This window comes from Streptomyces sp. NPDC127092, assembly GCF_042722475.1.
GTDB lineage: Bacteria > Actinomycetota > Actinomycetes > Streptomycetales > Streptomycetaceae > Streptomyces.
This window is the reverse complement of sequence record NZ_JBHXFE010000010.1, coordinates 36,917-49,250: the sequence shown is the minus strand read 5'-3', so window position 1 is coordinate 49,250 and position 12,334 is coordinate 36,917. Positions and strand designations below refer to the sequence as shown.

The 12,334-nt window shown below is 69.7% G+C and carries 12 protein-coding genes; 10 read left to right on the top strand and 2 right to left on the bottom strand.

Annotated features, from left to right (window positions below; genetic code table 11):
• Positions 1-68 precede the first annotated feature (68 nt).
• Positions 69-638, top strand: a complete 570-nt coding sequence (locus ACFWJO_RS10960; protein WP_386864395.1) for a hypothetical protein — start codon at positions 69-71, stop codon at positions 636-638.
• A gap of 32 nt (positions 639-670) precedes the next feature.
• Here ACFWJO_RS10960 and ACFWJO_RS10955 read toward each other — a convergent pair whose 3' ends face one another.
• Entirely contained in the window at positions 671-982 is a 312-nt protein-coding gene (locus ACFWJO_RS10955) for a ferredoxin (RefSeq protein WP_386864394.1), read from the bottom strand.
• 242 nt (positions 983-1,224) lie between these two features.
• Here ACFWJO_RS10955 and arc point away from each other — a divergent pair, with 242 nt between their 5' ends.
• The 5 genes from arc (at position 1,225) to prcA (ending at position 6,825) form a co-directional block, all read left to right on the top strand.
• A complete protein-coding gene (arc, locus tag ACFWJO_RS10950) occupies positions 1,225-2,991 on the top strand; it encodes a proteasome ATPase (RefSeq protein ID WP_384414571.1) in 1,767 nt (588 codons plus the stop codon).
• Between the two features lie 165 nt (positions 2,992-3,156).
• Positions 3,157-4,668 (top strand): depupylase/deamidase Dop, encoded by a 1,512-nt coding sequence (gene dop, locus ACFWJO_RS10945; RefSeq protein WP_386864393.1) that lies wholly within the window; start codon positions 3,157-3,159, stop codon positions 4,666-4,668.
• Between the two features lie 145 nt (positions 4,669-4,813).
• Entirely contained in the window at positions 4,814-5,026 is a 213-nt protein-coding gene (locus ACFWJO_RS10940) for a ubiquitin-like protein Pup (RefSeq protein ID WP_030759619.1), read from the top strand.
• 159 nt (positions 5,027-5,185) lie between these two features.
• Positions 5,186-6,025, top strand: a complete 840-nt coding sequence (gene prcB, locus ACFWJO_RS10935; protein WP_386864392.1) for a proteasome subunit beta — start codon at positions 5,186-5,188, stop codon at positions 6,023-6,025.
• 47 nt (positions 6,026-6,072) lie between these two features.
• Positions 6,073-6,825 carry a proteasome subunit alpha gene (gene prcA, locus ACFWJO_RS10930; protein WP_386864391.1) on the top strand — a complete coding sequence of 251 codons (753 nt, stop codon included), beginning with the start codon at positions 6,073-6,075 and terminating at the stop codon, positions 6,823-6,825.
• Positions 6,826-6,912: 87 nt separating this feature from the next.
• Here prcA and ACFWJO_RS10925 read toward each other — a convergent pair whose 3' ends face one another.
• Entirely contained in the window at positions 6,913-7,932 is a 1,020-nt protein-coding gene (locus ACFWJO_RS10925; RefSeq protein ID WP_386864390.1) for a LacI family DNA-binding transcriptional regulator, read from the bottom strand.
• Between the two features lie 124 nt (positions 7,933-8,056).
• Here ACFWJO_RS10925 and ACFWJO_RS10920 point away from each other — a divergent pair, with 124 nt between their 5' ends.
• The 4 genes from ACFWJO_RS10920 (at position 8,057) to ACFWJO_RS10905 (ending at position 12,271) form a co-directional block, all read left to right on the top strand.
• On the top strand, positions 8,057-9,388 hold the full coding sequence (locus tag ACFWJO_RS10920; protein ID WP_386864389.1) for an MFS transporter: 1,332 nt from the start codon (positions 8,057-8,059) through the stop codon (positions 9,386-9,388).
• 9 nt (positions 9,389-9,397) lie between these two features.
• The gene (gene pafA, locus ACFWJO_RS10915; protein ID WP_384414588.1) at positions 9,398-10,759 is read left to right on the top strand and encodes a Pup--protein ligase; all 1,362 of its coding nucleotides are present in this window, start codon (positions 9,398-9,400) and stop codon (positions 10,757-10,759) included.
• 128 nt (positions 10,760-10,887) lie between these two features.
• A complete protein-coding gene (locus ACFWJO_RS10910; RefSeq protein WP_386864388.1) occupies positions 10,888-11,826 on the top strand; it encodes an FKBP-type peptidyl-prolyl cis-trans isomerase in 939 nt (312 codons plus the stop codon).
• Between the two features lie 64 nt (positions 11,827-11,890).
• Complete coding sequence (locus ACFWJO_RS10905; RefSeq protein WP_386864387.1) at positions 11,891-12,271, top strand: FKBP-type peptidyl-prolyl cis-trans isomerase; 381 nt, start codon at positions 11,891-11,893, stop codon at positions 12,269-12,271.
• The last annotated feature ends 63 nt before the right edge of the window (positions 12,272-12,334 follow it).

The following is a 12,334-nucleotide window of genomic DNA, read 5'->3' as shown; positions in this document are numbered from 1 at the left end:
GCACTCCTGTGACGTGTGGCACGATGCCCGCAACTCCTTCCGCACCACCCTCACAGGAGACTTCTCGCGTGCAGACCTCCGCCGTCACGGACCTCGCGCACACCCACGCCCGCCCGGTGCACTGGCTGACCACCGCCACCGCCATGGCCGCGGTCGTCGCCCTCGCCGGCCTCCTCCAGCCCGACCCCGCCGGAGCCACCGGCGCGCACGGCGCCCCCGCCCCGCGGCCCGCGCCCGACGCCGACACCGCCCACTACCCCCTGGAATGCGGCGGAGCGCCCAGCACCATCGCCCGACGGGCCACCGGCGACCTCGACGGCGACGGAAACCCCGAAACCGTCGCAGTCGTACACTGCGAAGCCGGCTCCGGCACACCGCCCAGCGGCATCTACGTCCTCACCCACGGCAAGGGCACCGGCACACCCGCCGCACGCGTCGTCGCCACGCTCGTCGAACCCTCGCAGCAGCAGAACGTCGCCGACTTCGCCGTACGCGGCGGAGCGGTCCACGCCACCCTGCTCGGCTACTCCGGCCCCGACGTCCCCAGCTGCTGCCCCGACCAGCGAGAACAGGTCAGCTGGCGCTGGCAGGGCGGAACCTTCGTCCGCACCGCCCAGGACCAGGCACGCGCGGTCTGACCGGCCCGGCCCCCCGGCCCGTCACCGACGCGTCACTCCGCGTCGGGACCGTACACCTCGACGCCGTCCCCGACCCGGCGCACGTGGATGCAGTCGCCCGGGCACTCCTTCGCCGAGTCCACCACGTCCTGCAGCAGCGGCAGCGGCACCGGCGTCGTCGCCCCCGGCTCCTGGAGCAGCTCGTCGTCCGCGCTCTTCACATAAGCGAGCCCGTCGATGTCCAGCTCGAAGACCTCGGGAGCGTACTGCGCGCAGATCCCGTCCCCGGTGCACAGGTCCTGGTCGATCCAGACCTCCAGCGCCTCGCCGGCACCCGCCGCCGGAGCCTCCTGCTGCACGGTCATATCCCCTGCCGTTTCTGCGTCGCGTCGATAAGTCGGGCAAACCCTGACGGGTGTTGACCACCCACGACGATACAACCGGGCGCTTTTGCCGTGCCCGCCGGTGGGTATTCCCCTGGCGTGAGGGGAAGCGCAAGGGTGAAGATCGGACACACCCCGCAGTCTTTTTGATCTAGGGGTTTCAATCATCACCCACCCAGGTAGGGTCAGGAAGCGTCCAGCTCCCCTTGGAGGAGGTGAGGACCGTGGCAGCCCACGACGACGACATCAACCGCGGCATCCGGCCGGGGCGGGGGTCTGAGGACCCCGCCGGCCAGGTTGCCTATCTCGAGCAGGAAATCGCCGTCCTGCGCCGCAAGCTCGCCGACTCTCCGCGTCACACGAGGATTCTCGAGGAGCGGATCGTCGAGCTGCAGACGAACCTGGCCGGCGTGTCCGCTCAGAACGAGCGACTCGCCAATACGCTCCGTGAGGCCCGCGACCAGATCGTGGCCCTCAAGGAGGAGGTCGACCGGCTCGCCCAGCCGCCGGCCGGCTTCGGTGTCTTCCTGCAGGCCAACGAGGACGGAACGTGCGACATCTTCACCGGGGGCCGCAAGCTCCGGGTGAACGTCAGCCCCAGCGTCGAGCTCGACGAGCTCAGGCGGGGCCAGGAAGTCATGCTCAACGAAGCGCTCAACGTGGTCGAGGCCATGGAATTCGAGCGCGCCGGCGACATCGTCACCCTCAAGGAGATCCTCGAGGACGGCGAGCGCGCCCTGGTCATCGGCCACACCGACGAGGAGCGGGTCGTGCGGCTCGCCGAGCCCCTCCTCGACATCACCATCCGCCCCGGAGACGCCCTCCTCCTGGAACCCAGGTCGGGATACGTCTACGAGGTGATCCCGAAGAGCGAGGTCGAGGAACTCGTCCTCGAAGAGGTCCCGGACGTCGACTACGACAAGATCGGCGGTCTGGGCAACCAGATCGAGCTGATCCGCGACGCGGTCGAGCTCCCGTACCTCTACCCCGACCTCTTCAAGGAGCACGAACTCCGGCCGCCGAAGGGCATCCTGCTCTACGGTCCGCCCGGCTGCGGCAAGACGCTGATCGCCAAGGCCGTCGCCAACTCCCTTGCCAAGAAGGTCGCCGAGGTGACCGGCCAGCCCGCCGGGAAGTCCTACTTCCTGAACATCAAGGGCCCCGAACTCCTCAACAAGTACGTCGGCGAGACCGAGCGGCACATCCGCCTCGTCTTCCAGCGTGCCCGGGAGAAGGCGAGCGAGGGCACCCCCGTCATCGTCTTCTTCGACGAGATGGAATCCCTCTTCCGCACCCGCGGCTCCGGCGTCAGCTCGGACGTGGAGAACACCATCGTCCCCCAGCTGCTCGCCGAGATCGACGGCGTGGAAGGCCTGGAGAACGTCATCGTCATCGGCGCCTCCAACCGCGAGGACATGATCGACCCCGCGATCCTGCGGCCCGGCCGGCTCGACGTCAAGATCAAGATCGAGCGCCCGGACGCGGAAGCGGCCAAGGACATCTTCGCCAAGTACCTCACGGCCTCCCTCCCGCTGCACGCCGACGACCTCGCCGAGCACAGCGGATCCAAGGAGGCCGCCGCCCACGGAATGATCCAGTCCGTGGTCGAGCAGATGTACGCGGAATCCGAGGAGAACCGCTTCCTCGAGGTCACGTACGCCAACGGCGACAAGGAAGTCCTCTACTTCAAGGACTTCAACTCGGGCGCGATGATCCAGAACATCGTCGACCGGGCCAAGAAAATGGCCATCAAGGCCTTCCTCGACCACGACCAGAAGGGCATCCGCGTCTCCCACCTCCTCCAGGCCTGCGTGGACGAGTTCAAGGAGAACGAGGACCTGCCCAACACCACCAACCCCGACGACTGGGCCCGGATCTCCGGAAAGAAGGGCGAGCGGATCGTCTTCATCCGCACCCTCGTCACCGGAAAGCAGGGCGCGGACACCGGTCGCTCCATCGACACGGTGGCCAACACCGGTCAGTACCTGTAGTGACGCGCACCGGCTGCGGATGTCCGGAATCCGGGCATCCGCAGCCGTCGCTTTCCACTCACCCAATCGCATTCGATCTCCCCGTACGCGCGCGGCCGCTTTAGGCTCGTGGGTACCGCCGAATCACGCACAGTGCGGGGGTCGGCGCCGGGCAAGGAGGGCCGCATGACCGTACGGCGCGTTATGGGCATCGAGACGGAGTACGGGATCTCCGTCCCGGGGCACCCCAACGCCAATGCCATGCTCACCTCGTCCCAGATCGTCAACGCCTACGCGGCGGCGATGCACCGGGCGCGCCGCGCCCGCTGGGACTTCGAGGAGGAGAACCCGCTGCGGGACGCCCGCGGCTTCGACCTCGCCCGCGAGGCCGCCGACTCCAGCCAGCTCACCGACGAGGACATCGGCCTCGCCAACGTCATCCTCACCAACGGCGCACGGCTCTACGTGGACCACGCCCACCCCGAGTACAGCGCCCCCGAGGTCACCAACCCCCGCGACGCCGTCCTCTGGGACAAGGCCGGCGAGCGGATCATGGCCGAGGCCGCGGAACGGGCCGCCCAGCTGCCCGGCGCCCAGCCGATCCACCTCTACAAGAACAACACCGACAACAAGGGCGCGTCCTACGGCACGCACGAGAACTACCTGATGAAGCGGGAGACCCCCTTCTCGGACATCGTGCGCCACCTGACGCCGTTCTTCGTCTCCCGCCAGGTCGTCACCGGCGCGGGCCGCGTCGGCATCGGCCAGGACGGCCGCGAGCACGGCTTCCAGATCAGCCAGCGCGCCGACTACTTCGAGGTCGAGGTCGGCCTGGAGACCACGCTCAAGCGCCCCATCATCAACACGCGCGACGAGCCGCACGCGGACGCCGAGAAGTACCGCAGGCTCCACGTGATCATCGGAGACGCCAACCTCTCCGAGATCTCCACCTACCTCAAGCTCGGCACCACCGCCCTCGTCCTCTCCATGATCGAGGACGCCTTCATCACCGTCGACCTCGCCGTCGACCAGCCCGTCCGCACCCTCCACCACGTCTCCCACGACCCCGGGCTCCAGTACCTGATCACGCTGCGCAGCGGCCGGACACTCACCGCCGTACAGCTCCAGATGGAGTACTTCGAGCTGGCCAGGAAATACGTGGACGAGCGGTACGGCTCGGACGCCGACGAACAAACCAAGGACGTCCTGACCCGCTGGGAGGACACGCTCAACCGGCTCGAGAACGACCCGATGAGCCTGGCCGGCGAGCTCGACTGGATCGCCAAGCGGGAACTCATGGAGGGCTACCGCAAGCGCGACGGCCTGGACTGGGACGCGGCCCGGCTGCACCTGGTGGACCTCCAGTACGCGGACGTGCGGCCCGAGAAGGGCCTGTACAACCGTCTGGTGGCCCGTGGGCGCATGAAGCGCCTCCTGGACGAGGAAACGGTGGAACGGGCCGAGACGAGCCCTCCAGAGGACACCAGGGCCTATTTCCGCGGCCGCTGCCTGGAGCAGTACGCGGACGACGTGGCCGCCGCCTCCTGGGACTCGGTGATCTTCGACCTCCCGGGCCGGGACTCGCTCCAGCGCGTCCCGACCCTGGAGCCCCTGCGGGGTACCCGGAACCACGTCAAGGAGCTCCTGGACCGCTGCCGGACGGCCGAGGAACTGGTCCGCGTCCTTTCCGGCGGCTGAGGCGGCTGAAATGCCCGGGCACTGGGAATCATGAGACCAGTGCCCGGACGTTGCGGAAACTGCAGGGCCGATGTCAGTCCCGGCTTGTAGGGTCGGATCTTGTACAGACCCACACGAGCGGGCCGATTCGAGCGGGGTGAGGTTTATGGCGACCAAGGACACCGGCGGCGGACAGCAGAAGGCGACGCGTTCCACCGAGGAGGTCGAGGAGACCACGGCGGAGGCGAGCTCCGACCTCAAGGAACGCCAGGAGAAGCTGAGCGACGACGTGGACTCCGTCCTGGACGAGATCGACGACGTCTTGGAGGAGAACGCCGAGGACTTCGTTCGAAGCTTCGTTCAGAAGGGCGGCGAGTAGCCGCTCGGGCGCCCACCCGACCCTCCGTCCCCGGAGCCCCGGAAAGCCGCGGGTCCGGGGACGGATGACAGGCGCAGGCACGGGTAAGGTCCGTGCACAGCAAGCAAGATCGGCCCGTGCGTCCCACGGCGGGCCGTCGTTCCCATCGGAAGGAATCGCGTGGAAGCCAACCCTCGTAGTATCGGGCGTCTGCCGGCGGCCTTCCTGACGCCGGGCTCGTCCTCCTTCATGGACTTCCTCTCCGACCACTCGCCGGAGCTGCTCCCGGGCAACCGGAGGCTTCCCGAGGGGATCGTCGAGGCGCCGCACGGGACGACCATCGTCGCCGCGACGTTCCCCGGCGGCGTGGTGCTCGCCGGTGACCGGCGGGCGACCATGGGGAACATGATCGCGCAGCGGGACATCGAGAAGGTTTTCCCGGCCGACGAGTACTCCGCGGTCGGCATCGCCGGCACCGCGGGTCTCGCCGTGGAGATGGTGAAGCTGTTCCAGCTGGAGCTGGAGCACTTCGAGAAGGTGGAGGGCGCGACGCTCTCCCTGGAGGGCAAGGCGAACCGCCTGTCCACGATGATCCGCAGCAACCTGGGCATGGCCATGCAGGGCCTCGCCGTCGTGCCGCTCTTCGCGGGCTGGGACGAGGGCAAGGAGAAGGGCCGGATCTTCTCCTACGACGTCACCGGCGGCCGCTCCGAGGAGCACGGTTACGCCGCCACCGGCTCGGGCTCGATCTTCGCGCGCGGGTCGATGAAGAAGCTCTACCGGGACGACCTGACCGAGCAGCAGGCCACCACGCTCGTCGTCCAGGCGCTGTACGACGCGGCGGACGACGACTCGGCGACCGGCGGCCCGGACCTGGCCCGCAGGATCTTCCCGATCGTCACCGTCATCACCGACGAGGGCTTCCGCAGGCTCACGGAGGCGGAGTCCTCCGAGCTGGCCCGGTCGGTCACCGAGCGGCGTCTGGAGCAGCCCGACGGGCCGCGCGCCGCTCTGCTCTGACCGTTCGTCGACCCCTGTAGAAGCCCAGAAGAAAGGGACGGTAGCCGGTGTCCACGCCGTTCTATGTCTCACCTCAGCAGGCCATGGCCGACCGGGCCGAGTACGCCCGCAAGGGCATCGCCCGCGGCCGTAGCCTCGTCGTCCTCCAGTACGCCGACGGCATCGTCTTCGTCGGCGAGAACCCGTCCCGCGCGCTGCACAAGTTCAGCGAGATCTACGACCGGATCGGCTTCGCCGCGGCCGGCAAGTACAACGAGTACGAGAACCTGCGGATCGGCGGCGTGCGCTACGCCGACCTGCGGGGTTACACCTACGACCGTGACGACGTCACGGCCCGTGGTCTGGCCAACGTGTACGCCCAGACGCTGGGCACGATCTTCTCCAGCGCGGGCGAGAAGCCGTACGAGGTGGAGCTGGTCGTCGCCGAGGTGGGCGCGGAGCCGGAGGGCGACCAGATCTACCGGCTGCCGCACGACGGGTCGATCGTGGACGAGCACGGCTCGGTCGCGGTGGGTGGCAACGCGGAGCAGATCAGTTCCTTCCTGGACCAGCGGCACCGCGACGGCATGTCCCTCGCCGAGGCGCTGAAGCTGGCCGTGCAGGCGCTGTCCCGGGACACCAACGGCAGTGAGCGGGAGATCCCCGCGGAGCGGCTCGAGGTGGCGGTCCTGGACCGCACGCGTCCGCAGCAGCGCAAGTTCAAGCGGATCGTCGGCCGGCAGCTGAAGCGGCTGCTCGAGGCGGACGACGCGGCCGTGGCGAAGACGGACGACCCGTCGGACGAGGCCGTGGAGGAGTAGGCCGCACGGCCAGAAGCGCAGGGCCCCGGAACCGTACGCGTACGGTTCCGGGGCCCTCGTCGTGGGCGCTCTCGTCGTGGGCGGGGCCTAGACGGCTGGGGCCGGGCCCGAGGAGCCCCGTACGACGAGTTCGGCGGGCAGCTCCGCCGGGTCGGGCCGCTCGCCGGCGAGGACGGCGAGGAGCGCTTCCATGCCCCTCTGGCCGAATTCCTCGGCGGGCAGCCGGACCGTGGTGAGTTCCGGCTCGACCGCGGTGGCGAGGGCCATGTCGTCGAAGCCTGTGACGGAGAGGTCCTCGGGGACGCGCAGCCCGAGTCGGCGGGCAGCCTTGCAGACGCCTGCGGCGAGGATGTCGTCGTCGCAGATCACCGCGGTGGGCCTGGGGCCGGGGGCGGCGAGCGCCTGGTAGGCGGCCTCGTGTGCGGCGCGGACGTGGAGCGCTGCTCGTGCCGTGCGGACCTCCGTTCCGCGCAGGGCCTCGGCGAGGGCGGCGGCGCGTACGTCGAAGGTCCAGGACGGGACGGCGGACGCCAGGTGCAGGAAGCGGCGATGGCCGAGGCCGAGCAGGTGGCCGGTGACCCGGCGCATGCCGTCGGCGACGTCGAGGTTGACGTGTGCGGCGGCGGTGCGGTCGGCGGGGTCGCTGTCGAGCATGACGAGGGGCAGTTCGGTGCCCTGGAAGGCCTTGAGGGCGTCGGTGGCCATGGAGGAGGCGATGACGCCGTCCAGGGAGGCCGGTGCGGAGGCGAAGGGGTCCTTGGCGGGGCCGACGCCGTCGGGGGAGGGGTACAGGACGACGCCGAAGCCGTGCCGGGCGGCCTCGGCGGCGGCGCCGGTGTAGACGTGCGCGAAGAACTCGTTCGTGAGCGCGGGGACGACGAGGAGGGCGGTGCGGGTGCGGCCGAGGCGCAGGCTGCGGGCGGCGAGGTTGGGCCGGTAGGCGAGCGCCTGGGCGGCGGCGCGGACCGACTCGGCGGTGCGTTCCGAGACCCGGCCGCGCCATTTGCCGCCGAGGACGAGGGAGACGGTGGCCTGGGAGACTCCGGCCGCCCGGGCGACGTCCCGGCTGGTCGGCCGAGTGGCGGCGGGCTGTTCCGGCGTGTGCACTGGAGCCTCCGGGTCGGGAACGGGTGCGGTACGCGGGGTGGACCGCCGTGCTGCCGACATGGTACGTATGACCCAGGACGTTATACGTAAAACCTCGGGCGGATGCCCCGGGAGGGGAGCGATCATGGCCACCGAGGCCAGGGCGGGCAGCGGCTATCTGGACATCCTGCGCGCCCCGCACGCCGCGCGCCTGCTGACCGGCACCCTGGTCGGCCGGCTGCCCAACGGCACCGGCCCGGTCGCCATCACCGTCTTCACCCGCGCCGAGGGCGGCAGCTACAGCCTGGCCGGCGGCCTCATCGCCGCCTACGGCCTCGCCACGGCCGTCGGACAGCCGCTCCTGGGCCGCGCCGTCGACCTGAAGGGCCAGCCCCGCGTCCAGCTCCCCGCCGCCGTCGTCTCCGCGCTCGGCATGGCGGCCCTGGCCGTCACCGGCATCGGGAACCTGTTCCTCGCCTACGCCGCCGTCCTGGTCGCCGGGCTCTTCACCCCGCCGCTCGAAGGCGGGCTGCGGGCCCTGTGGCCGAGCGTCCTGGGCCGCGAGGACCGGGTCCACCGGGCGTACGCGCTGGACGCGGTGGCCCAGGAGGTCATGTTCACCGTCGGGCCGCTGCTGCTGACCCTGCTGGTCTCGCTCTGGTCGCCCGCCTCCGCGCTCCTCGTCATCAATCTGCTCGGCGTCCTGGGCGCCCTGTCGGTCGTCGTCTCCAAGCCCTCCCGCGCCTGGCGCTCGGCGCCCCGCGAGGCGCACTGGCTGGGCGCGCTCCGCTCGCCGGGCCTCCTCGCGCTGCTGGCCTCGTTCTTCTTCGTCGGTCTTGCCCTCGGCTCCATCACCGTCGCCGCCGTCGCCTACGCGGACGACCGCGGCAACGAGGCGGTGTACGGCTGGCTGATGGCCGCCCTCGGCCTCGGCGCTCTCGTCGGCGGCGTGGCCTACGGCGCCCGCCAGTGGGCCGGTGCGCCCGAGCGCAGGCTGCGGGTCCTGGTGCTGCTGCTGGCGCTCGGCTACCTGCCGCTGCTGCTGGTGCCCGGGCCGGCCGCCATGACCGCGCTCGCCGCCCTCTCCGGGGTCTTCCTCGCGCCCGCCATCGCCTGCGCCTTCATCGTGGTCGACCGCCACGCGCCGCGGGGGACGGTGACGGAGGCCTTCTCGTGGCTCGTCACCACCTTCGGCGTGGGCGCCGCGCTGGGCTCGGCGGTCTCCGGGCCGGCCGTCGAACTCGCCGGGACCCCGGCCGGTTTCGCCGTGGCCGGCGCCGGCGGGCTCGTCGCCTTCCTCGTCCTCCTCGCCACCGGCCGTGTGCTCGGGCCGCCCGCGGAGGCGCGACACGCCGTGAGCGGGGGCGCGGCGGGCGACGGGGCCGGGGCCGGAGCGACCGAAAAGAACGCGCACTCATCGGAAAATGATCGAAACGGGGCCGTCGAACCCGGTTTCAGCTCAGGTCTTCAGGCGTAATGTTCAGACATGGACCGCCGCATTTTCGGGCTGGAGAACGAGTACGGCGTCACGTGCACGTTCAGGGGACAGCGCCGACTGTCTCCTGACGAAGTGGCGCGCTACCTCTTCCGCCGTGTCGTGTCATGGGGCCGCAGCAGCAATGTCTTCCTGCGGAACGGCGCCCGCCTGTACCTGGACGTGGGTTCGCATCCGGAATACGCAACTCCCGAATGCGACAACGTGGTCGAACTGGTCACCCACGACAAGGCGGGCGAGCGCATTCTCGAAGGACTGCTCGTCGACGCGGAACGCCGCCTGCACGAGGAGGGAATCGCGGGCGACGTCTATCTCTTCAAGAACAACACCGACTCCGCCGGAAACTCCTACGGTTGCCACGAGAACTATCTGGTGGCCCGCCACGGGGAGTTCTCCCGGCTCGCGGACATCCTCATTCCGTTCCTCGTCACCCGCCAGCTCATCTGCGGTGCGGGAAAGGTGCTGCAGACCCCGCGCGGCGCCGTGTACTGCGTGTCCCAGCGTGCCGAGCACATCTGGGAGGGCGTCAGCTCCGCCACCACGCGCTCGCGTCCCATCATCAACACCCGCGACGAGCCGCACGCGGACGCCGAGCGCTACCGCCGGCTCCACGTCATCGTCGGCGACTCCAACATGTCCGAGACGACCATGCTGCTGAAGGTCGGCGCCACCGACCTCGTGCTGCGCATGATCGAGGCGGGCACCGTGATGCGCGACCTCACGCTGGAGAACCCGATCCGGGCCATCCGCGAGGTCAGCCACGACATCACCGGCCAGCGCAAGGTCCGCCTCGCCAGCGGCCGCGAGGCCTCCGCCCTGGAGGTCCAGCGGGAGTACTACGAGAAGGCCGCCGACTTCGTCGACCGCCGCGGCATCCGCAGCGGCACCGTCGCCCAGGTCCTCGAACTGTGGGGCCGTACGCTCGACGCCATCGAGCAGGAGCAGCTCGACCGCATCGAGACCGAGATCGACTGGGTCATGAAGTACAAGCTCCTGGAGCGGTACCGGGCGAAGCACAACATGACCATGTCGCACCCGCGGGTCGCCCAGATAGACCTCGCGTACCACGACATCCACCGCCGCCGCGGCCTGTACTACCTGCTCCAGAAGAACGGCCAGGCGGCGCGGGTCTGCAACGACGTGAAGATCTTCGAGGGCAAGTCGGTGCCCCCGCAGACCACCCGGGCCCGGCTCCGCGGCGACTTCATCCGACGCGCCCAGGAGCAGCGCCGGGACTTCACCGTCGACTGGGTCCACCTCAAGCTCAACGACCAGGCGCAGCGCACCGTGTTGTGCAAGGACCCGTTCCGCTCGGTCGACGACCGGGTGGAAAAGCTGATCGCCGGAATGTAGGACCGGCACAGCTCCGCAGGCGGTCGCACATCGGCCCCGCACGTTTCACGTGCGGGGCCGACGGCATCACAGAGCGGTCCCCTAGAGTGTCCGGACAACTACTGTGCCGTCTGAGATCTGAGGAACTAGTGCGCCGACTTGCCGGCCTGCTCGTCGTCCCGCTTCTGCTGCTCACCACAGCGGCATGCGGCAGCGACGACAAGGGCTCCGATTCCGGTTCGATGAAGAACGGGCTTCCCGCCATCACCGCGGGGGAGAAGTTCGGGGAGAAGCCGACCCTCTCCAAGGGCGTGGGCGACCCGCCGAAGGCCCTCAAGGTCAACGTCATCAGCGAGGGCGACGGCGCGGTCACCAAGAAGGGCGACGCGCTCTCGGTGAACTACCTGGGTCAGGAGTGGGACGAGACCACCCCCTTCGACAACAGCTTCGACCGGAAGCAGCCCTTCTCGCTGACCCTCGGCGAGGGCCAGGTCATCCAGGGCTGGGAGAAGGGCCTGGAGGGCCAGAAGGTCGGCAGCCGCATCGAGATCGGCATCCCGCCGGAGCTCGGTTACGGCGCCCAGGGCCAGGGCGACATCAAGGGCAACGCGACCCTGGTGTTCGTGGTCGACATCCTGAAGGCCGTCACCATCCCGAAGTCCGCCAGTGGCACCGAGGTGGCCCAGGACAACAAGGACCTGCCCAAGGTCGGCACCAACACCGACGGCAAGCAGCCGTCCCTGACCGTGCCCAAGGTCGACCCGCCGACCAAGCTGGTCTCCAACTACGTCCTCGAGGCCAAGGGCGAGACCGTCGCCGCCACCGACACGGTCGTCGTGAACTACGTCGCCGCCCTGTGGAAGGACGGCAAGGTCTTCGACTCGACGTACACGCAGGGCAAGCCCGCCAACTTCCCGCTCGCCCAGCTGACCCTGAAGGGCCTCAAGGACGGCCTCGTCGGCAAGAAGGTCGGCAGCCGCGTCCTGATCGTCGCCCCGCCGTCCGAGGCCTTCGGCGACAAGGAGCAGCAGGGCATCCCGAAGAACTCCACGCTCGTCTTCGCCGTCGACATCCTGGCGAAGGTGTAAGACTGTCCAGGTCGCACAGATCATCGTCTGTGCGGTTCGTAGTTTGTCTGAGGAGCGCACTGCAGTGAACATCGAGAAGCCCGAGGTCGACTTCCCGGTCGGCGAGCCGCCGGCCGACCTGGAGATCAAGGACATCTGGGAGGGCGACGGTCCGGTCGCCGAGGCCGGCGACACGGTCGACGTCCACTACGTGGGTGTGCTGTTCGAGTCGGGCGAGGAGTTCGACGCCTCCTGGAACCGCGGTAACCCGCTCCAGTTCCAGCTCGGTGTCGGCATGGTCATCCAGGGCTGGGACCGGGGCGTCCAGGGCATGAAGGTCGGCGGCCGCCGCCAGCTGACCATCCCCGCGCACCTGGCCTACGGTGACCGCGGCGCCGGCGCCAAGATCGGCCCCGGCGACACGCTGATCTTCGTCTGCGACCTCGTGGACGTGAAGAAGGGCTGATCCGGCCCCTTCGTACGGCCCTGAGGGCCCCCGCCTCCCCGGCGGGGGCCCTCAGGCGTGTCC

Coding starts and splice junctions, on each gene's coding strand:
- ACFWJO_RS10955 (WP_386864394.1), bottom strand. CDS start 982: ATGACCGTGCAGCAGGAGGCTCCGGCGGCGGGTGCCGGCGAGGCGCTG.
- dop (WP_386864393.1), top strand. CDS start 3,157: ATGACCGTACGGCGCGTTATGGGCATCGAGACGGAGTACGGGATCTCC.
- ACFWJO_RS10940 (WP_030759619.1), top strand. CDS start 4,814: ATGGCGACCAAGGACACCGGCGGCGGACAGCAGAAGGCGACGCGTTCC.
- ACFWJO_RS10920 (WP_386864389.1), top strand. CDS start 8,057: ATGGCCACCGAGGCCAGGGCGGGCAGCGGCTATCTGGACATCCTGCGC.
- pafA (WP_384414588.1), top strand. CDS start 9,398: ATGGACCGCCGCATTTTCGGGCTGGAGAACGAGTACGGCGTCACGTGC.